The 20,482-nt window shown below is 48.6% G+C and carries 22 protein-coding genes; 2 read left to right on the forward strand and 20 right to left on the reverse strand.

Annotation, left to right across the window (positions count from 1 at the left end):
* Positions 1 to 26 precede the first annotated feature (26 nt).
* From ftsZ to KNP00_RS02065, 15 genes are all read right to left on the reverse strand, one after another.
* A complete protein-coding gene (ftsZ, locus tag KNP00_RS01995) occupies positions 27 to 1,169 on the reverse strand; it encodes a cell division protein FtsZ (protein ID WP_015881313.1) in 1,143 nt (380 codons plus the stop codon).
* Between the two features lie 46 nt (positions 1,170 to 1,215).
* Complete coding sequence (ftsA, locus tag KNP00_RS02000; protein WP_215141753.1) at positions 1,216 to 2,502, reverse strand: cell division protein FtsA; 1,287 nt, start codon at positions 2,500 to 2,502, stop codon at positions 1,216 to 1,218.
* A gap of 226 nt (positions 2,503 to 2,728) precedes the next feature.
* Positions 2,729 to 3,499 (reverse strand): cell division protein FtsQ/DivIB, encoded by a 771-nt coding sequence (locus KNP00_RS02005; protein ID WP_215141755.1) that lies wholly within the window; start codon positions 3,497 to 3,499, stop codon positions 2,729 to 2,731.
* A gap of 14 nt (positions 3,500 to 3,513) precedes the next feature.
* Complete coding sequence (gene murG / locus KNP00_RS02010) at positions 3,514 to 4,590, reverse strand: undecaprenyldiphospho-muramoylpentapeptide beta-N-acetylglucosaminyltransferase (protein ID WP_215141757.1); 1,077 nt, start codon at positions 4,588 to 4,590, stop codon at positions 3,514 to 3,516.
* A complete protein-coding gene (gene murD, locus KNP00_RS02015; RefSeq protein ID WP_215141759.1) occupies positions 4,587 to 5,924 on the reverse strand; it encodes a UDP-N-acetylmuramoyl-L-alanine--D-glutamate ligase in 1,338 nt (445 codons plus the stop codon). The genes murG and murD overlap by 4 nt, the downstream gene beginning before the upstream one ends.
* A 13-nt stretch (positions 5,925 to 5,937) precedes the next feature.
* A complete protein-coding gene (gene mraY, locus KNP00_RS02020) occupies positions 5,938 to 6,897 on the reverse strand; it encodes a phospho-N-acetylmuramoyl-pentapeptide-transferase (protein ID WP_215141761.1) in 960 nt (319 codons plus the stop codon).
* A 21-nt stretch (positions 6,898 to 6,918) separates the two neighbouring features.
* Positions 6,919 to 8,223, reverse strand: a complete 1,305-nt coding sequence (locus KNP00_RS02025; protein ID WP_215141763.1) for a UDP-N-acetylmuramoyl-tripeptide--D-alanyl-D-alanine ligase — start codon at positions 8,221 to 8,223, stop codon at positions 6,919 to 6,921.
* A gap of 45 nt (positions 8,224 to 8,268) precedes the next feature.
* Positions 8,269 to 10,428: a penicillin-binding protein gene (locus KNP00_RS02030; protein WP_215141765.1), complete on the reverse strand. Its 2,160-nt coding sequence runs from the start codon at positions 10,426 to 10,428 to the stop codon at positions 8,269 to 8,271.
* Positions 10,428 to 10,790, reverse strand: coding sequence for a cell division protein FtsL (gene ftsL / locus KNP00_RS02035; protein WP_215141767.1), 363 nt, complete (start codon positions 10,788 to 10,790; stop codon positions 10,428 to 10,430). The genes KNP00_RS02030 and ftsL overlap by 1 nt, the downstream gene beginning before the upstream one ends.
* Positions 10,791 to 10,813: 23 nt before the next feature.
* Positions 10,814 to 11,746, reverse strand: coding sequence for a 16S rRNA (cytosine(1402)-N(4))-methyltransferase RsmH (gene rsmH / locus KNP00_RS02040; RefSeq protein ID WP_215141768.1), 933 nt, complete (start codon positions 11,744 to 11,746; stop codon positions 10,814 to 10,816).
* Positions 11,747 to 11,904: 158 nt separating this feature from the next.
* Positions 11,905 to 13,458, reverse strand: a complete 1,554-nt coding sequence (gene bshC / locus KNP00_RS02045; RefSeq protein WP_338082249.1) for a bacillithiol biosynthesis cysteine-adding enzyme BshC — start codon at positions 13,456 to 13,458, stop codon at positions 11,905 to 11,907.
* A gap of 24 nt (positions 13,459 to 13,482) precedes the next feature.
* A complete protein-coding gene (locus KNP00_RS02050) occupies positions 13,483 to 13,842 on the reverse strand; it encodes a DUF3397 domain-containing protein (RefSeq protein WP_215141769.1) in 360 nt (119 codons plus the stop codon).
* Positions 13,836 to 14,675, reverse strand: coding sequence for a ketopantoate reductase family protein (locus tag KNP00_RS02055; RefSeq protein WP_215141770.1), 840 nt, complete (start codon positions 14,673 to 14,675; stop codon positions 13,836 to 13,838). The genes KNP00_RS02050 and KNP00_RS02055 overlap by 7 nt, the downstream gene beginning before the upstream one ends.
* Before the next feature lie 114 nt (positions 14,676 to 14,789).
* Positions 14,790 to 14,963, reverse strand: coding sequence for a 50S ribosomal protein L32 (rpmF, locus tag KNP00_RS02060; RefSeq protein ID WP_215141771.1), 174 nt, complete (start codon positions 14,961 to 14,963; stop codon positions 14,790 to 14,792).
* 22 nt (positions 14,964 to 14,985) lie between these two features.
* Positions 14,986 to 15,513 (reverse strand): YceD family protein, encoded by a 528-nt coding sequence (locus tag KNP00_RS02065; RefSeq protein ID WP_215141772.1) that lies wholly within the window; start codon positions 15,511 to 15,513, stop codon positions 14,986 to 14,988.
* A gap of 156 nt (positions 15,514 to 15,669) precedes the next feature.
* Between KNP00_RS02065 and KNP00_RS02070 the strand changes: the two genes are divergently transcribed.
* Positions 15,670 to 16,800, forward strand: coding sequence for a tRNA(Met) cytidine acetate ligase (locus KNP00_RS02070; RefSeq protein WP_215141774.1), 1,131 nt, complete (start codon positions 15,670 to 15,672; stop codon positions 16,798 to 16,800).
* On the opposite strand, the gene KNP00_RS02075 is transcribed toward KNP00_RS02070, so the two are convergent.
* Genes KNP00_RS02075 through KNP00_RS02095 form a run of 5 tightly spaced genes read right to left on the reverse strand, consistent with a single transcriptional unit; the run spans position 16,779 to position 19,570 of the window.
* Complete coding sequence (locus KNP00_RS02075) at positions 16,779 to 17,771, reverse strand: SepM family pheromone-processing serine protease (protein ID WP_215141776.1); 993 nt, start codon at positions 17,769 to 17,771, stop codon at positions 16,779 to 16,781. The genes KNP00_RS02070 and KNP00_RS02075 overlap by 22 nt on opposite strands.
* Positions 17,768 to 18,262 carry a pantetheine-phosphate adenylyltransferase gene (gene coaD / locus KNP00_RS02080; protein ID WP_215141778.1) on the reverse strand — a complete coding sequence of 165 codons (495 nt, stop codon included), beginning with the start codon at positions 18,260 to 18,262 and terminating at the stop codon, positions 17,768 to 17,770. The genes KNP00_RS02075 and coaD overlap by 4 nt, the downstream gene beginning before the upstream one ends.
* Positions 18,263 to 18,266: 4 nt before the next feature.
* On the reverse strand, positions 18,267 to 18,830 hold the full coding sequence (rsmD, locus tag KNP00_RS02085) for a 16S rRNA (guanine(966)-N(2))-methyltransferase RsmD (RefSeq protein WP_215141780.1): 564 nt from the start codon (positions 18,828 to 18,830) through the stop codon (positions 18,267 to 18,269).
* A gap of 52 nt (positions 18,831 to 18,882) precedes the next feature.
* A complete protein-coding gene (locus tag KNP00_RS14270) occupies positions 18,883 to 19,137 on the reverse strand; it encodes a YlbG family protein (protein ID WP_215141781.1) in 255 nt (84 codons plus the stop codon).
* A complete protein-coding gene (locus KNP00_RS02095) occupies positions 19,121 to 19,570 on the reverse strand; it encodes a YlbF/YmcA family competence regulator (protein WP_215141782.1) in 450 nt (149 codons plus the stop codon). The genes KNP00_RS14270 and KNP00_RS02095 overlap by 17 nt, the downstream gene beginning before the upstream one ends.
* Positions 19,571 to 19,718: 148 nt before the next feature.
* Between KNP00_RS02095 and KNP00_RS02100 the strand changes: the two genes are divergently transcribed.
* The gene (locus KNP00_RS02100; RefSeq protein ID WP_240542651.1) at positions 19,719 to 20,453 is read left to right on the forward strand and encodes an ATP-grasp domain-containing protein; all 735 of its coding nucleotides are present in this window, start codon (positions 19,719 to 19,721) and stop codon (positions 20,451 to 20,453) included.
* Positions 20,454 to 20,482: the final 29 nt, after the last annotated feature.

The raw sequence follows: 20,482 nt of genomic DNA on the forward strand, positions 1-20,482 counted from the left end.
GCCGCGTACCGGCACCCCTTCGTTGTTCAATTACGGCGTTGTCTCACGAACGCAGGGATGTTGATCGTCTCGTCTGGGACGTCTCCTCCATACACAGGGCGATGGAAGTTCCCTTCGTCTTGTTGAGCCGCTTCATTTGCTTTTGGTTGGGGTTCCTTGTTCTCAACCTCAGGCTGTTTTTTAGGCTGTTGCAAGAACGGGTTCGTCCCTTGCGCTTCCTCAGCAAATTCAGTTGCGATCACGGTGACGATGATTTCATCGTTCAAGTTTTCATTGATGACCGAACCGAAAATCAAGTTCACTTCTTCATCCGCTGCACTTTGAACGATTTGAGCCGCTTCTGTCACTTCGAACAAGCTGAGGCTGAGTCCACCCGTGATATTCATCAAGACACCTTTCGCACCTTCGATAGAAGATTCGAGAAGTGGTGATGAGATTGCTTTTTTCGCTGCTTCGACGGCACGGTTTTCTCCCGTGGCGACACCGACTCCCATAAGGGCAGATCCTTTTTCTGTCATGATCGTCTTCACATCCGCAAAGTCAAGGTTGATGAGACCTGGGATGGCAATCAAGTCAGTAATCCCTTGTACACCTTGACGGAGTACGTTGTCTGCCTCGCGGAACGCCTCGATCATCGGCGTATTCCGTTCGACGATTTCAAGAAGTTTATCGTTCGGAATCACGATGAGCGTGTCTACCTTTTCTTTGAACGCTTGAATCCCGTGTTGTGCGTGCTGCATCCGTTTCCGACCTTCGAACATGAACGGTTTAGTGACAACACCGACCGTGAGCGCTCCGATTTCTTTTGAGATCTCGGCGATGACCGGGGCAGCTCCGGTTCCGGTTCCGCCACCCATTCCAGCAGTGACGAAGACCATGTCGGCACCGTCAAGCGCTTCAATCAATTGTTCACGGCTTTCTTCTGCCGCTTTTTTACCGATATCCGGGTTCGCGCCTGCTCCGAGACCACGTGTCAATTTAGCACCAAGTTGAAGTTTCACATCGGCTTTCGACATGTTCAACGCTTGTGCGTCCGTGTTGACGGCGATGAACTCGACGCCTTGTACACCATGTTCAATCATGCGGTTGACGGCGTTTGAACCACCGCCACCGACTCCAATTACTTTAATTTTTGCTACGGCGTCAATCGCCTCATCAAAGTACATCATTCAGGTATCCCCCTACATATTTTCCAAGTTGTATTACACCATCAGCTTAAACGCCAAATAATTTTTCCATCAAACGACTGAATCCTTTTTTCGACTCTTGATCGGTCTCGTCCTCGTTCTCTCCAACAGGAGTATCGGTCGATTCTAGCTTCTTGTGAAGCATATCATGAGGAACTTCCGGTTTTTCGAGCTGAGATTTCGAGACGTGATGATCACTCATTAAAACGTACTTCAATACACCGACTGCCGTAGCGTATTTTGGATGTCTGACGCCAATCGACGATGGTTGATACAGTCTCGTCTTTTGACCGATGATTCGAGTCGCTAACTCTTGAATGCCTGGGAGAGCAGCTGCCCCACCACAAAGTAAGTATCCGCCATTCAGCATCGGAACGCCTACTTTTTGAACCTTATTCAACATAAGAGTAAACATTTCCTCTATTCTCGCTTCTAAAACATAGCTAATTTCTGACTGTGGTTCAAATCCGACTTCACCGTTGATATTCGTATATGAAAAACCTTCTGTCTCATCAGCCATATCTTCAAGGGCAAGGCCGTATTCTTCTTTCGCCACTTTTGCGTCTTGATACTTACAGTTCAACTTGTAGACCAAGTCTCTCGTCATATGGTCCCCACCGACCGGGAGAATATACGAGTAGACGAGGTCTCCTCGATAAAATACCGAGACCGTCGTCTTTTCATGACCGACATCGACGAGCCCGATCCCTAAATCAATTTCGTCTACAGAAGCCGCGCTCATACCGAGTGCGAGATTTCCTAGTACGAATCCTTCAAGGCGGAGCCCGGCCCGTTCAATCGAACGACGAATACTATGTAAAATGGTCTTCGATCCTGTAACCATTTTTCCGTGCATCTCAAGTCGATAACCGATCATCCCGCGAGGGTCGATGACACCTGTTTGTTGATCCACGGTGAATGAGGATGGAATGACATCGATCACACTCATCTCATCCGGTAATCGCATCACTTGTGCCGAATTGATCACTTCCATCACGTCTTCATCTGTAATCTCTTGGTCTTCCCGCTTCACAGATGCAATTCCGTGGCACGGGGCAATTTGAATATGTTCCCCTTCGATGGCAACGTATACAGATCGAATTTGATTGCCTAATGATGTCTCGGCATGTTCAACAGCTTGCTTGATTGCTTGTACCGTTTTATCGATATCTACGACTGCGCCACGTTTTACACCCGCAGACGGTGCACACCCTTCTGCCAAAATATTAAGCGTTCCGCCGAGCAATTCACCGACGACGAGCTTAATCTCTGACGTTCCAATATCTAATGCGGCCACATAACCATTCGCTTCCAAAAGGGAAACACCTCCGCTCTATCATTTTTCCATTCAAATTGATTGGCATATATACAGATATCCAATAGGATTGTTAGTTTCGACAAGATATCTCACGTCTAAGTTTACAACAAATAAGATAGTGAGAAAAGGTAGAATCCTACAATTTAAGCGGTTTCGGGTTATCAATTCGTTTACAAAACACAAAAAACAGCCCTAATTTGACTAAGGGCTGTAATATTGGAAATTATTTCTCTGTTTTTTCATACGGGACGAAGTAAAATCCACCGTCCATGACGACAGTCCCACGCTCTCCTTTAGGGATGTTTTCATAGATTTTTCCATACTTTGAAACCGTCTCACTAAGTTTCAGAGTAGGTGTGAGTAACGTATTTCCGTCATTCATAAAGATTTCGTATCGCGTCGGTTCTCCTTTTTGCTTCGACAGCATCACTTCTGACATACGTGCCCGAGTCGCATCGTCCACACCCTCTAGTTCACTTGCAATCTTCTCGAGTTCTTCCTCTGTGTTGAACTCTCGTAGAAGTGGTCCGTCTTTTAATTTTTTCGGATCGGTAATGGTGCCCGTCGGATGAAGTGACCCGTCCGCTAAAACGACGACATCACCATGATCAGCCCGCGCATACGCAATCATCTTCTCCTCTGAAACATTGATTCGAACTTTGTTATACCAGGAACGGTCGATTTCCACCCGTTTGACACCGGGTAATTTTTCCATTTGCTCACTCATGTTCTTTGGTGATACGCTGATGAACTTTGTCGTCGTGTCGAGTTCCATATCTTGAAGCACATATGATTCCTCTAACCAAAAGAGGCCGGACACGTTCACGTCCTTTACATCCGACATCGAAGTTTGCATATAGACCACGAGTAAGATGAGAACTCCAAACAATGAGAGCACAGAGAACATCCGACGGTTCGCTTTTTTTCGCCGTTGCTTCTTCATGTATGGAATGCGGTCTTCGAGACTACGCACCGTTCGTTGGCTAGGTTCCATCGGATTCTACTCCTTTATCGAATGACTTCTTCTACGAGATTAGCTAAGGCGTCTGAAGCGTCTGGAAATCCAAGGGCACGGGAAGCGCTCGCCATCTCATCTTTTCGTCCGAGTGCTTGACGAATCGCTTTTACGAGCTCCTCGCCCGTCAACGCTTCTTCTTTGACGAGTAGGGCCGCCCCACTCTCGACGAGGGCGGAAGCATTTTTTGTCTGGTGGTCTGCCGTCACGTATGGACTCGGGATCAATACGCTCGGCAAGCCGAGGGCTGTCAATTCTGAAATCGTCGATGCCCCGGCCCGTGAAATGACGAGTGACGTACAGGCAAGCAAGGACGGCATATCGTACACGTACGGATGGATGTGTACGTTGTCGGCACTTGGTGCCTGCCTCGATACAGAATCATAGTGCACTTTCCCCGTGACGTATAGCACATTGATCGGCAAAGCATCAAGCGCTGGAATCGCTTCAATGACCGCGCGGTTGATCGCCTCTGCTCCACGGCTTCCACCGTAAATCAATACGATTGGTCGTTCGTCTAAGCGGTACTGTTCTCGTACACTGGCCACATCGACTTTCGTTTGCGACACTTCACTTCCACGTGGATTTCCGATCAAGCGAACGTCCGCACCAGGAAAGTGGGTTTCCGACCCTTTGAACGAGAGAGCGACCCGGTCGGCTTTCTTTGATAAAAACTTGTTCGTCAGTCCCGGGATGCTGTTTTGTTCATGAAGAATCGTCGGAATACCAAGTTGTTGCGCCGTGTAAACGACCGGTCCAGATACGAACCCACCTGTTCCGATGACGACGTCCGGTTTGAACGCAGCCATGTCTTTCTTCAGTGACCGAACGGCTTTCAAGAACCAATAAGCCGTTTTTATATTTTCAAGCGAGAGTGACCGTTTCAGACCCGCGATTTGAATCGATTTGAATGGAACGCCTGCTCGCGGTACGAGATCGGCTTCTAACCCATTCTCCGTCCCGACATATTGTACCTGTAAATCAGGATGCCGTTTTTGTAACGTAGCAATCAAAGCGAGCGCCGGGTAAATATGACCACCCGTCCCCCCACCTGAAACTATAATCCTCATCGGTTCGCCTCCTCATATTCCCGAACAAGTTTGACGAACTGTTCGCCTCTTTCTTCAAACGTTTTAAACTGGTCCCAGCTAGCACAAGCAGGGGATAGCAAGATGACATCTTCTGCCTCGGACTGCTCAAACGCAAGCGGAACGGCTTCTTCCAACGTTTCAACAGCATATGATGGAATGTGCTCTGACGCCCCGAGCTCTTTAAATCGCTCGGCGGTCTCTCCGAACGCAACAATTACTTTGACGTTTGACAGCGCAGGCACGAGTGACGATAAATCCGCACCCCGCTCAAGCCCACCACAAAGCCAGACAATCGGGGCATCGAATCCTCGTAGCGCCGCTTCAGCCGCCACGTTGTTCGTGGCCTTTGAATCATTGTAGACTGGACGTCCTAATACATTACCGAGACTCTCGGTCCGGTGTGCGACCCCGCCGAAATTTCGAAGGACACGCTCGACATGTGTACGAGGGATGTGGAACGGTTCGATTAAGAGAAGGGCCGCCAAAACGTTCTCGACGTTATGGGCACCACCTAATGCGAGTTCGTTTACTCGAATGATCCGTTCACCACGGACGGTGACCCACCCATCGACGACAGAGGCGTCACCTCGGTCGAAACTGAACGTATTCGGTTCGATTTGTCCCGGTACACGCTTCATCACCTCTCGGTCGGTCGCCTTGACGACGAGTTGGTCATCATTCGTCATTTGACGGAACAGGTTTCCTTTCGCGTCCGCATAAGCGTCGAAATCGCCGTGGTAATCCAAGTGGGCTTCTGATAAATTGAGTAACGCGGCCGAGTGGGGGTGGAATGACTCGACTCCCATCAGTTGAAAGCTGGATAGTTCGATGACAATCAAGTCGCCCGCTTTCGCTTCAGCTGCCACTTCAATCGCTGGAAATCCGATGTTCCCGGCAAGGTGTACGGGGCGTTCCCCACCTTGGAGTAGCTCATAGACGAGCGTCGTCGTCGTCGTTTTCCCGTTCGAACCCGTGATGGCGACGAAGTCCGCCTCGGTCGCAAAGTAGGCGAGTTCGACTTCGGTATAGATTGGGATATTACGAGACATCGCCTCTTGAAGCAATGGGATTTGATACGGGATTCCCGGATTTTTGACGATCAAATCCGCTTCGTCTAATAAATCGAGCGGATGCTCATTATAGACTGAACGAATTCCGAGAGCTTGAATTTTCTTTTGTTCGTCTTCCGGTGGTACGTTACCCGTATTCACCGTCACGTCTGCACCTGCGTGGTGAAGATATGTCGCTGCTGCGATTCCGCTTTTTGCTGCGCCGAGGACGAGAACTTTTTTTCCATTCCATGTCTTTTCCATCTGTCTCACCCTTTTATATGAGTAATAATGATAAACCGGCCGTAATTAAACTAATTCCACTAAACGTGAGTACGATGCGCCATTCAGACCAACCGACCATCTCAAAGTGATGATGAATCGGACTCATCTTGAAGAGACGTTTACCTGTCGTCTTGAACGAGATCACCTGCAAAATCACACTTAACGTCTCGATGACGAAGATGATGCCAACGAAGACGAGAAGCAACTCAAGCTTCAACATGAGGGCGAGACCGGCAACGGCTCCACCTAACGCGAGTGATCCGGTATCACCCATGAAAATCTTCGCCGGATATTTGTTGAAGACGAGGAATCCGATTAACGAACCGACGACCGCAAACGCGAACCACGCGATGCCGAGCTCGTCTTGCGCGAGGGCATAAATCCCAAAGAAGGTGAACGTCGGGATGGCCGAGAACGAGACGAGTCCGTCTAGCCCGTCCGTCAAATTGACGGCGTTAGAGAATCCGACGAGCCAGAAAATGACGATGGCGATATAAAACCATCCTGTATCGAACGACATTGACGTGAATGGGATAGAAATCGATGTATCAAGTTCTCCTCCGAGAGATAAGAACCATGCGAACAATACCGACACGACAATTTGACCAATCAACTTTTGGAGTGAGGTCAATCCAAGGTTTCGTTTGTTGACGACTTTGATGTAATCATCTAAAAATCCGATGACCCCGAACGCCATCGTGACGAATAGAAGCGTACCGAATCCGGCGACCGCTTCCCCAAAGATGACGGACACGACGAAACCAACGATGATGGCGAGCAGGATGACAATCCCGCCCATCGTCGGTGTACCCGATTTCTTCTGGTGCCACCCTGGACCTTCGTCACGAATCTCTTGCCCGAACTTCAACTGTCGAAGCGCCGGAATCGCACGCGGCATGGCGACCAAGACACTTAATAATGAACTGATTAATACGATTAAACTGATTAACATGTTGCTACCTCACTACTCTTTTTATTGAAGAAGACGCTCAAGCGCCAGTCCTCGAGATGCCTTTAACAATACCACAGTATCCGGTCGTTGATAATGATAGAGAAGCGCCTTCGCCTCCTCGACCGTCGAAACTGTTTTTACGTTCACTCGTGACTCTTGAATCCCATTCGCAATCCATTTCGCTTTTTCCCCGACGAGGATGCAATCTGTCACCGGGGGCGCCACGACGCGACCCACTTGTTCATGTTGCATCTGTTCATCGTTACCGAGCTCATACATATCACCGAGGATGAGCACACGTTTCGAGAACCCTTCAAGTGACTTGACCGTCTCAATCGCCGCAATCATTGACGTCGGACTCGCATTGTATGCATCGTTAATGAGATGGGCATCACCGAACATTTGCTTTTCCATCCGCATCGATGTCAATTTGATTCGCGAAAGCCCCCGTTGAATCATCTCGTGATCGAGCCCGAGCTCAAGACCACACGCAATCGCGTAAGCGGCGTTTCGAATCTGATGGGCACCGAGTACCTTCAACTCATATAAGGTACCGTTATATTTGAAGATGGACGCATCGAATGTCGTCTCGACCACCTCGATTTTCCCATCAGCCGTCTCGTCGTATCCGACCCGGTATCCTTGACCTGCCAAAAGCGGTTCATCCGCATCGACAATCAGTCGACCGTCCGGTTTCAAGCCGGATTTGATTTCAAGTTTCGCTTTTGCGATGCCTGAACGACCTCCGACCTGTTCACCGTGGGACTCTCCAATATTCGTTACAAACGCCACATCGGGCTTGGCGAGTTGTGATAAACATTCGATTTGACCGAATCCGTTCATTCCCATTTCAAGGACGGCCACTTCTGTATCTCGTGGCATTCTGAGGACGGTAAGCGGTAAACCGACATCAGAGTTGAAGTTCCCTGCTGTCTTATGTGTCTTGAATTTCTCTTCGAGTACGCCAGCGACCATGTCTTTCGTCGAAGTTTTACCGTTCGAACCCGTAATCGCGACTACGAGCGGATTGATTTCTTCCAAATATCTTGCCGCCGCCGTCTGCAATGCTTCAACCGTTGATTTTACGGGGATGACAACGAGATTGTCTGGTTGAGGACGCCCTTCTTCCCAGAACGTGACAATCGCACCTTTTTGAGTGGCCGCTTCGATAAAATCATGCCCGTCTACCCGTTCACCGACGATCGGGACAAAAAGACCTGCTTCATTTTCATCTCGTGAATCGGTGGCGACACGCTCGACGAGTCGGTCATCGCTCAACTCGACACCAAACCATGATGCTAATTTCTGAACTGTCAATTGTTCCATCTATAATTCCTCCTCATACATAGGAAAAGAGAGCCGCAGCCCTCTTCATCTCGTGCGTTCATCCGATGGCGTTTCCAATCTCACTTTCAAGGATGCTCCGGTTTTGACCGGCTTTCCTTTGCCGATTGATTGTGATGTGACAAATCCGGTACCATCGATTTCTAAATTTAATTGATAGAGGGTCGCCAAACGTTTTACATCACGTAACGACCATCCTTTTAAAACTGGCATCGCAAATGTCTCACTCGTTTTTAGCAACAATCGTTCGCCAGCGACATATGACTGTCCTTTCACTGGACTTTGGGCGGTCACTTCACTTCCCTCGCCAAGTACGATTGGTTTGAATGAGCTTTCCGTTGATTCCGTCACGGCATCCTCACGATTTTTACCGATGAACGAAGAAGTGGTCTTCGTCGAAGCCTCAACCGCTTTTTCTTGTTTCTCGGGTTCGACACTCCGATAGCGTAATGCAACGTCCATCACGTCTTTGAATAGAGGCGCCATGATGCGCGGCCCAGTCGTTGACGAGTCACTGTTCGGTCTGTCGACAGCAATGTACATGACGAGCTCAGGGTCGTCTTCTGGAGCCATCCCGACGAACGAGTGAATATACTGTCCGCTCAAATACTTTCCATTCTCGGCGATTTGGGCAGTACCCGTCTTACCGATGACACGATAGTTGTCTAGCGCATACAATTGTCCGGTCCCTAGTTCATTGTTCACGACGCCATCGAGCGCCTCACGTGTTTTCTTTGCACTCTCTGCCGTAATCGGTTGACCGACCACTTTTGGATTCGTCGTCCGAATCGTCTCGCCGGTCTCCCGGTTGACAATTTCCTTGATGACATGTGGTTGCTTCATCGTCCCATCGGTCGCGATGGCCGATGTCGCCTGCAAAATTTGCATCGGTGTCATCGCAGTGGATTGTCCCCAAGCCGTAATCAAGACGTTCAATGGGCTCTCAAAGTCAAATTGACTATTGACCTCGCCAGGCAAATCGACCCCTGTTCGTTGATCGAACTTGAACGCTTTAAAGTAATCCTCATACCGGCTGAGCCCGAGTCGTTCATTTGCTAAAATTGAGAATGCGACGTTTGACGAGTGCCAAACACCTTCTACCATTGGAATGGTACCCCAACCCGTAATGTTGTAATCATTGAATACCGTCTTTCCATATTTATAAGATCCGGATTCATACAGCTCGTTCGGATCGTATACTCCTTCGTTGATCGCGGCTGCTAACGTAAAGATTTTCATCGTCGACCCTGGTTCGAATCGAGACGAGACCGAGAAGTTGCTATACGAAGAAATCTCGCGTGTGTTCGGGTCAAATGATGGACGGTCAGACAGTGCGATAATTTCTCCTGTTTTCGGGTCCATAATGATGGCCGTTGCATGTTTCGGCTCATATTCTTCGTACAACTCATTCATCTTCATCTCGAGCAATTGTTGAATCCGATGATCGATTGTCAACTGGACATTTGCCCCGTCTTCCGGCTCGATTTTCAGCTGATTGTCACTTGATACGAGCTCGCGGCCGACCAAATCTTTCTCAAAACGATACAACCCGTATGATTCACTTAATATATCATTCAGTGATTTTTCGATGCCCAACTCACCGACGAGCTCAATTCGACCGTTTTGATCAATCTTTTGTGCATAACCGATGACCGATGAAGCGAATACTTTATTTGGGTAATAACGTTTCGGTTCTTCGACGAACGTGATGCCAGGTAGCTCAAACGCTTCAATCTCTTCCTTTTGGTCAACGGTCAAGTCACGTCCCGGTACACCGAACTCAATTTGACCGAGGTCTGCATTTTGTTCGAGTCGTTTTAATAAATCGGCTTCTGTCATCGGAAGAACGGTCGAAAGTTCTTTCGCCGCTTCGTCAAACTCATCTGGCATGAGTGTCTTCCCTTCGACTCGTTCACCACCTAGCTTCAATACCGCGACGAGTCGATAGGACGGAATGTTGATGGCGATCGGCTGACCGAATCGGTCAAACACCTCGCCACGCTCCGCCTCTAACGTACTGACCGCCTTCCACCGTTGTTCCTCGGCAAACGCCAGCATGTTCTCCCCTTTATACGTCTGGGTGACAGATAAATAAAGGAACCATCCGACAAAAAATAAAAAGAGTGGGGTGAAGCAGACAATCGCTACCCACGCCACTCTTTTTTTACTCTGTTGTAAAGAATTCATCAATCAATCACCTTGACATTCTTTTCATTGAATTTCATTCCGAGTTTCTCGGCAATCGCATAAATTCTTTCTGGCGAGCTCAATTGGGCGATTTCATACTTCAGTTCTTCATTTTCTTTTGCAACCGTGTCAATTGTTTGATTGACGGTCGCGGTGTCACGCATCAGGTTGTACGCTTCATTATGTTTCGACACCGTGATGCCACCGAACATGACCACAGATCCAATCATCACTGGATACAGGATCGATTCAAACAAGGTCAACGTGCGTCGTTTTGGAGCAGGTATCGGTCGTTCTTGCGGAATCGGATTTCGATTCGGTGTAACTTGAGGCTGCAACGCCTTACGGGCAGCTTCTGGCATCAGGTATCCCTCCTACTACTTGATTATTTTTGTTTTTCAGCCACTCTCAGTTTAGCGGAGCGTGAGCGACGGTTATCTTCAAGTTCTCCCTCGCTTGCCACGATCGGCTTACGCGTGATGAGTTTAAGTTCAGGTTCGAACTCTTTCGGAATGACCGGTAGCCCTGGTGGTAGCGGCGGATGTTGGCTTCGTTCTTTGAACACTTGCTTACAAATTCGATCTTCTAATGAATGGAACGTGATCACACAGATCCGACCGTTCATTGCAAGTAAATCGATCGCATCTTGGACGGCACGGTCAAACACGTTCAATTCATCATTGACGGCGATTCGAATCGCCTGGAACGTCCGCTTCGCCGGGTGACCGCCTTTTCGTCGTGCCGGGGCAGGAATGGCCTCTTTAATCAACTCCACGAGTTCGAATGTCGTCTCGATCGGTCGCTCGGCACGCGCTTGCTCAATCTTTCGTGCGATTTGCTTTGAAAACTTTTCTTCTCCGTATGTAAAGAAAATACGAACGAGTTCACCGAACGACCATTCATTCACAACATGATATGCTGAAAGCTCTCTTGTGCGATCCATTCTCATATCGAGCGGTGCATCGTAGTTGTAACTGAAGCCTCGTTCTGCTTCATCGAGCTGTGGTGAGGAAACGCCTAGGTCGAACAATACGCCATCCACGTTCGTGACCCCATATTGTTGGAGCTCTTCTTTCATGTGAACAAAATTGCTCTTTATAAACGTCACACGGCCTTCATAAGGAGCCAATCGCTCTTTCGCATGTGCGAGCGCGACGTCATCTTGGTCGAATGCATATAGTTGACCCGTCGTTAGACGTTTTGCGATTTCCTCACTATGTCCCGCTCCACCTAACGTACAGTCTACATATATCCCATCTGATTTGATGTTCAATCCTTCGATGGACTCCATCTTTAAAACCGTTTCATGCTCAAACATTCAAAAAACCCTCTCAACCTACATATTTCAACTGTTTTATTACACTTACTTTATCATAAAAATGTCAAGGTACGCATTGATTTTTAGTGAAAATAGGAAACAAAAAGGTAACAACTAAAAAAGCTCTCGACAAACGTCAAGAGCTCTTTGAAATCATGTTATACGCGGAACAAACATCGTTCGGAATCGGATTGTTCGTAAGCCGATCTCAACCGCCGAAAAATATCTAGACCGTGACGATTCAAGATTGGAACCATGGACAACACCCGCTCTTGTGGGGCATCCATCGGGGACAACCGTGTCGATAGGTGGAATCGACGCGTGTTTAAGCGATAGTGGTCCCTTTTTGCCTCGGCCCGCATCTCATCTGCCAACCGCTCGAGCACGTGTTTCGACTTCGTTTCGAATCGTCTTCCATGTTTACGGGCTTCGTGGCTGATCGCCCCTGTGAGTGTTCGATAGGCATATAAATTCTCATCGAACGCTTCATCATCGAACGGATGGTCCGGGAGGGGTTGTTTCACGTACTCCTCTACCGTCACACCCTCTTGTCGCAGTTTCTTCTCGTCATTGGCCGACACGATCATGCCTCCAAGGCGAGGTAAAAGAAGCGGCATCTTCCATCCGAGCTCATGGAATAGTGGCCGGAGCTGCAACCAATAAGCTATTTCACCAGGACCGGCGATATATCCGAGTGTCGGAAACAAGTAGTCTTGCATGAGCGGCCTCGAGACGACATTGTTCGAGAAGCGTTCCGGGTGCGCCTCTAGCTCCGCGAGCAACTCGTTTTCCGTGAACCGATGACCTCGTTTTGTCGTATATACGCCATCAATTTTTGTGAGCAACTCACGTGTCCCGTCATGATAAAACAGATGTGCCTCTCGATTCAGTTCAATCGATGGCATTCCTTCTTCATACGAATGACCGAGCGCATCGATGAGCGCGTCGTGATGTTCGATGAGACGTCGGAACATCGGACGCTCGAGTGCGCGTACGTCTTGTGCATGCGGGTCAAACATCAAAAAGTCATTCCCTACGAATCGACGCATCATCCCTGCGAAAAACTCGGCGAACGAATGACTCGATTGGATCAGGTCGATCAACTCCCCATATAATTGCGATGTATGTGGGGTTTCCGTCTCATTCAGTAGAAGTCGTTGCGCCATTTGAACGAGTTCGAGTTTTGCACGATCAAACTCCAGTTCACCGACCGACGCCTTTCCTGCAAGAGGGATCGTCGACAAGGAGTCCTTCTTTAACGTTCTCGAAAACGTCTGAGTCGTGAAGACATGATTGATTTCGGCAAAGTCATGGTCTTCCGTCGCCATCCAAAAAATCGGAAGGACCGGCTTACCTAGTCTCTTTTCCGCCTCGTCTGCACGCTTTATGACAGCTAGCAGTTTGTACACAGCGAACAATGGACCACCGTATACACCGACCTGCTGCCCCGTCACCATGACGTACGCATCTCCTCGCTCAAGTGAGTCAAGATCAGCTGCCCGACGTTCCGATATCTCCCCGAACTGCTGTTGTTGCCGTTTTAAAATTTGGACAAGGTCACGCAAATGACCGTAGGAACGGCTTGAGATCTCCTCGGCCCGCTTCTCGACCTCGTCCATGCCCTGATAATCAAGCCAGCGCCCAAATCCTTGTTCGATTTGAATCATCGGTGATGTAGATGGATACATGGCATCAAATGCTTCAACCTTCACGTATAACAACTTCCTTTCAATCAATCAACGAATCATTCCTTGGGCTACGCCAATCGCGAATAAAATCGCATGCGTCGGGACAAGTAGTAAAAAGAGCAAACGCCAGCCATGGACAAACATCTTAGTGAATATGACCTCTTCATAGCGAATCCGTTGCCAGATTGCATTGATTGGAAAAATTGCACTACAAGCTGCGAGCAATAACAAAAACACGTCAGTCCCGACGATTGCCTCAAGTAAAATACCGCATGCATAAAACCAGAGGATAACCCCGGCGTCGCATGCCAGTTTGAACGAGTTGATTGTTTTCGGCATAATTTTTCTAAGTATCATATACACCATAAACCATAAGATGAGTGGAAATGAAACAATATACACTAACACGATGCGCTCGCTCCTAAAATCAGTTTATGTAACAGCGGTATGACTGAAAGAGAAATTTTCATTTGATCGGCTTTTTCAATCACCGGTTTTAAAATGGCATCCACTTCTGTCGGTCTCCCTTCTTCAAGATCCCGAAGCATCGAGGAGCGATTCTCTGCGGTACGCTCGATAATCGAATCGATATAAGCATACGAGACGTGTTGCGGAAAGATTGACGTCAACTCATCGTAAATCGTTTGCGCGATGTCCCGACACGGGGAGTTCGCCAGCGCTCCATTTTTAACGCTGCACAGTGCCGTGATCGGATTGATGATGGCATTGGCGAACAATTTTTCAATGACGACTTGCTCGATGTCCTCTTCCCACGTGATGTGGAGCGGATTTTCCTGAAACATGACCGGAGAGAGGCCGGTCGTGCTTCCGATTCGAATTCGTCCGAGACCACGATGTTCAATCTGGTCGCCTTGTTTCGTTACCCCGTGTTCGACGACCCCTAAATGAAATCCGCGTCGTTTCACGTAATCCAAATGGGCAATCCCGTTCGAACAAATAAAGACTGGGACTTTCCCGGACAGTCGTGCCGTCGCCTCCTCTACGTGATGAGCTTTTGTCGTAACAAAAAAGATGTCTTGGTCCGTCTCGAGTAACGTCTCGCTAGAACGTAACGGTACACGCGCCGACCCGCTCGTCAGTCCTGACCTCGTGATTGAAATTTCTTCAAGTGACGTGCTTCGTCCATAAACCGTCACGTCATAATCATTTGCGAGAACGGATGCCATCAATAGTCCGACCGCCCCGTTTCCGATGATGCCAACTCGTTTGATGGGGTTCATCGTCTTCCTCCTAAAGAACTTTTTTCGCACAAAAAGTTTACCACATCTTTTCACGATGACCCAAAATTCATAAACAAAAAAGAGTGACCTGAAATCAGGTCACTCCTTCAAGCATTATTTGCTTGTTACTTCTTTACCGTTGTAAGAGCCACAAGCTTTACAAACACGGTGTGAAAGTTTCATTTCGCCACAGTTCGGGCACTCGTTCATACCAGGTACGTTGAGTTTGAAGTGAGTACGACGAAGACGTTTGCGAGTTTTCGACGTTCTACGGAATGGTACTGCCATCGTTGTCCACCTCCTTGAAAAGTTAACCTTCCTCGTTCTCTTTTTTTGAGAACAGGTCGGCCAGTCCCGCGAATCGCGGGTCAATTTTTGGTTGATCATCCGGCTGTTCGTCAGTGAGCGTCCAGCCTTCTCCTTCAACCTGAGTTTTGTTTGTCTCGTTCCCGTACACTTGCATCGGGACGTCTAACATGATGAGCTCTTTTACAATCGGTACAAGACTGATTGTATTTCCTTCTGGCAAATTCACGTCATCGAATTGCTCCGTATAACGCCCATTCTCCAAAAAGAAAGGCTCGAGCGATTCAATATCGAATTCATACGTGACATCTTCTAACGTTCGCGCATCTGGCAACGTCAGGTCACCTTGAATCTTCAGATTGAATGTAACTTGATTAGATGTGAACGATGCATCCCCGTGCACATGCACCGGGCGAATCGAACGGATATCCGGATGGAGCTGAGTCAGCTCTGCTAGTTCTACCATCTCATCGATTGTAAAACCGTCACCCTGGTTTCGGAGCTTAAGTAGCTGTGCAATAGACCATTTCATCCGAATCACCTCAATTGCAACAATATGAATTATAGATAGGCCAACTTGTTTTGTCAATGTTTTTTCTTTACACTAAAATCAGTTGACGACGGCGCCTTGCCAAAGCGTACTTACTCATCTTACACCAATCTATACGACAATGCAAAGGAGTAAATCATGCAAAAGACGGCCATTATCGCAGAGTACAATCCGTTTCACAATGGACACTTTTTTCAAGCCCAAACTGCACGACGAGAAACCGAGGCCGATGTCATGATCGCCATCATGAGTGCCCAGTTCACACAGCGAGGAGAGCCTGCCTCGTTCGATAAATGGAAGCGCGCTGCGGCTGCCGTAGAGAGCGGGGCGATTGACCTGGTCGTCGAACTGCCGACCAAGTACGGGGTACAGCGTGCCGACCGTTTCGCTTCTGCCGCAGTCTCGATCGCAGAGCGACTGCGTTGCCAAACGTTGTCGTTTGGCAGCGAGAGCGGGGATGTGGACGCCATCGTGCATGCGGCCCGCTCAAACGCCGAGGAGACGCCCTTGTATAAAGAGACATTCCGTCAAGCTCTTCAAGAAGGTCACTCGTCTGCCCAAGCTTCGAGTCGAGCCTTCCGGACCGTCTATCCGTCATTTGATTTGACGCGCCCTAACAACATTTTGGCCTATCATTACGCGAAAGCTGCACAGTCGATTCAGTTACATACGGTCAAACGGCTCGGGGCAGACTACCATGACCTCTCATTGGTGGACATCATGTCTGCTACAGGCATCCGGGCTCATTATCTGGACACGGGTGAAGTGCGTGCCGTACCGGCATCGACCGCAGCGATGTTTCGGTCACAACCGATGACACATTGGGAACACTATTGGCCAGTCTTGCGATTCAAACTTAGAACCTTACCACTCCATACGTTGACCGAACTCGTAGGAATTGACGCCTCTTTAGCACCTCGTCTTCAGCAGGCGGGGGTCGAACCTTCATTCGAACGTGCGCTCGCCGCCGTGTCGACACGCCGCTACACGCGCACCGCCATTCAGCGGGCATTTGTCGCCGTTCTCCTTCATTGGCAAAAAGAGGATGCGCCGACTCGCTTCGACGATGTCCCGTATGTGAGACCGCTCGCCTTCAACGAACTCGGACGACAGGCGTTACGGGATGTAAAAGAAGACGTCCCGCTCGTCAGTAAATTCGATGCTCGGCTCGACTTTGAAGCGCGCGTCACCGAAGCGTACCGGCTACCTCTTCAACATGATGCACTCATCGAACATCGCCAGCGACCTCAGTTCATCTCCTCTAAATAACGAATTGCATCTTCGACCGTCTTTACCGGGACCACTTGAATGTCACTGTCGAGACGGTCGCGAGATTCAATCGCCTCTTCATAGTTCGAACCTTCCGGCACAAAGAAGACTTCTGCCCCTTCTTCATCGGCCGCGACAATTTTTTGCCACGCGCCACCAATCGGTCCGACGCTCCCCTCCTCATCGACCGTACCCGTACCGGCAATCCGTTTGTCGTTCGCCAAATCACCAGGCGTCAACTGATCATAGATTTCTAACGTGAACATCAGCCCTGCGGACGGTCCCCCGACATTCGTCAAAGCGACATCCACTTCAGGATCTGCCGTGATCTCTTGTACGGGAAGAGGCTCATAAATGCCGATTCCAACACGGTCCCCACTCTGGTCAATCGGTTGAATGAGCGTTTGTACGATGCGCTCTTCGCCGTCTCGCTCGATTGTCAGTTCCACTTCGTCCCCTGCCTCGAACTCTGTCACGCGATTTAAAAAGTCAGTTCGTGTCGCAAAGGACATCCCCTCAATCGCGGTGATGACATCCCCTGGTTTCAACACATTAGCCGCAAGAGAACCGGGAATCGGTGCGGAGACGTAGATGCCTTCGAAGTCGACCGACACTTCTTGATCAGCTAACTTGTATGCGTATTGTATCGCCGTTTGCTGAGATGAGTCCATTAACAATTGTTGGCGACGATTGTAGTCTGCCTCACTTTCACCGTCATATAGGTAACGGCTGGATAAATTCGCTTCGGTGAACGGGGTGATCCAACTTTCCACTAACCAAAACGGGGTCGCTCTCCGTTGGGAAATCGTCACCATCATCAGTTCTCCCCCATCCTTCTCTCCTCCTCTGACGGTTAAAAACTCTTCAATCGACGTCGCCGCACCAGGTGAGGAGATGTAATACGGAAGAGGGACGAAAAGAAAAAGGAGCACTGTGACGAGTATACCGAGACCGATTTTTAGTGACTTCATTGGCCCGAACTCACTTTATATTTTTTTCGTAACGCCTCTTCGACTTGCATCGGTACGAGTTCACTTACCGATGCGCCATATTTTGCTACTTCTTTGACGATTGACGAACTGAGGAACGAATAACGGCTGTTCGTCATCATGAATAGCGTCTCGACGTTTTCATTCAACTTCTTGTTTATCGATGCGATTTGAAGCTCATATTCAAAATCCGATACCGCACGCAGTCCACGTACAATCGTTGCTGCCTCTCGTTCGGCAGCATACTCGACAAGCAGTCCTCCGAACGCATCGGCTGATACGTTCGGCAAATGCGTCGTCACATTCCGGATGAGGGCTAGACGCTCCTCTACATCAAACAGCGGTGCCTTGCTCGAGTTTTCAAGTACGGCGACGATGACCTCGTCAAAGATGGCCGCCGCCCGCTCAATAATATCCAAATGTCCATTCGTAATCGGGTCAAAACTACCCGGGCAAATCGCAATCCGTTTCATCGTTTCACTCCTCCGATGCGTACTCATAAAAGCTGATTGTAATCACATCTGAGTAACGCTGTTCTTTAATTCGCTCAAACCGTCCCACTCGCTCAGGTAACGTCACATCACTCCCGTGCTCACAGACGATCACACCAACATCGACCAACATGTCTGACTCATCGATCAGCTGTAAGAACGCCACGTGCTCTTCCGCATCATACGGGGGGTCCATAAAAATGAGTTTGAAACGGGACTCTTTTAGTTTGAGCTGTTCAAGCACCGCTTTTGCATCTTGCCGATATACCGTTCCCTTCTTTTCATAATGTGTCACCCGTAGATTTTCTTGAATCGTTTGGACGGCTTTCAGTTGGCGATCAACAAAAATCGCTTCGTCACAACCTCTTGATAACGCCTCGATTCCGAGTCCACCACTACCGGCGTACAGGTCTAGTGCGTTCCCCCCTGAAAAATAAGGTCCGATGATGTTGAATAACGACTCCTTCACTTTGTCCGTCGTCGGTCGTGTAGCCGTTCCCGGGACCGCCTTCAAACGGGTCCCTTTTCGTTCTCCAGATATGACGCGCATGTCTTTCCCTCCAGCAGAAAAGATGAAGGCGATGTCACCTTCATCTTTATGATTATTTCGATTTTGCCTCGTACGTTTCTGAAATGAACGGACGCTCACTCCGAACGACCGATTCCACGAAAGGCAGTGATTTCACTTGTTCGAGTACCGTTTCATGACCTTCTAGGTCAGTGTATAAAAAAGCATATTTCTCTCGTTTTGAGACAAAATATAGGTTCGCATATCGTCTTAACGCCTTTACTTGTTTCAATGAGTTTACGTATACGACGAACCCGATCCGTTCATTTAACTTAGACGGCGCATCCACAACTTCCGCCTCCTCCGCAACTGCCCCCTCCGGAACATCCTCCTTGGTCAAAGAATGGGTTGCCGGTCGGGACTTTGATTTGTGGAGAAACTGAATGAGCCAACAGTTCACTCACTTCCCCTAACAATTTATCAAGATTTCGCTCCGCCTTTTTAAACGCTGCAATCTCCGGTTGGACATCTAGGCGACGTTTGATGAGATGCATCTCTTTTTTGATACGGTCATGGTCGGGATGGTGTTTCCCGAAACGTTGGACGTATTCATAATTTTCTTTCATCTTTAAAAACTCACGCTCGATCTCTTTGGCTTCCTGTGATGCGAGACGTGCCGCTTTCGTTCGAATATATGTTTGAAACGATTCACTTGCTTCAATCAAATCGGTCATTTCTTCTGTTTGATCGAGCAGGGCAATCGTCTGTTCAGTGATTATCATACCCCTCACCCTTTCTGCCATGATTTTACCACAATTGTTTCCCTATGTAAGCAATCCACATTATAATTGAAGTTGACCCGTTCAATGCAGAAAGGAAGTGAAGAGACGCACCACCGTGCGTCTACGTATGAAAAAAGTTTCTTTTAATATGATTCGATCCGCAGGTATCAAGACGGATTATGCGAAACCTGAATATTATTACGACCAGCTCGATAAAGTCCGTGCTGCCGACCTCGTCTTGTTCCCCGAGTATTGGATGGTCAACTCCATCATCTATGGGATGAACAAACCCATTTTCCCGTCTCCTGCAACATATCATCTTGGTCATGACAAGATTGAGATGACGCGTGCCTTCAAAGCGACCTATCCGCATCGTATCCCGAAGACGTTGATTTACGGGAAGAATCCATATACGATCGAACGCGTCTTGGAAGAGTTCCACTATCCGTTCGTCGCCAAAAAGGCGAAATCCTCAATGGGCCAAGGTGTTTGGTTGATTAAGAATGATCAAGATTGGTTAGAGTACGTCGAGAATCATGACACGTTTTACGTACAGGAGTTTATTCCAAATGATCGTGACTTGCGGGTCATCGTCATCGGTGAAGAGGTGGTCGGGGCTTACTGGCGCGTCAGCGAAGCATTTTTAAACAATGTCGCCCAAGGTGCCAACTTCTCGTATGAAGAGATCCCGGACGACGTCGTCAAAGAAGTAAAGTCAATCGCCAACACGTTACACATCAATCACGCGGCGTTTGACGTCATCGTGACAGAGGATGGATTTTACATTTTAGAGTTCAACGTCTTCTTTGGTTCAGAGGGACTGCTTCCGCTCGGTGTGAAACTCCCTCAAAAAATCGAGGAGTATTTGACTACACTCGACTAACGAATCGTTCATCTTTTTTTCACAATTTG

Source organism: Exiguobacterium qingdaonense (assembly GCF_018617855.1).
GTDB classification, from domain to species: Bacteria; Bacillota; Bacilli; order Exiguobacteriales; family Exiguobacteriaceae; genus Exiguobacterium; species Exiguobacterium qingdaonense.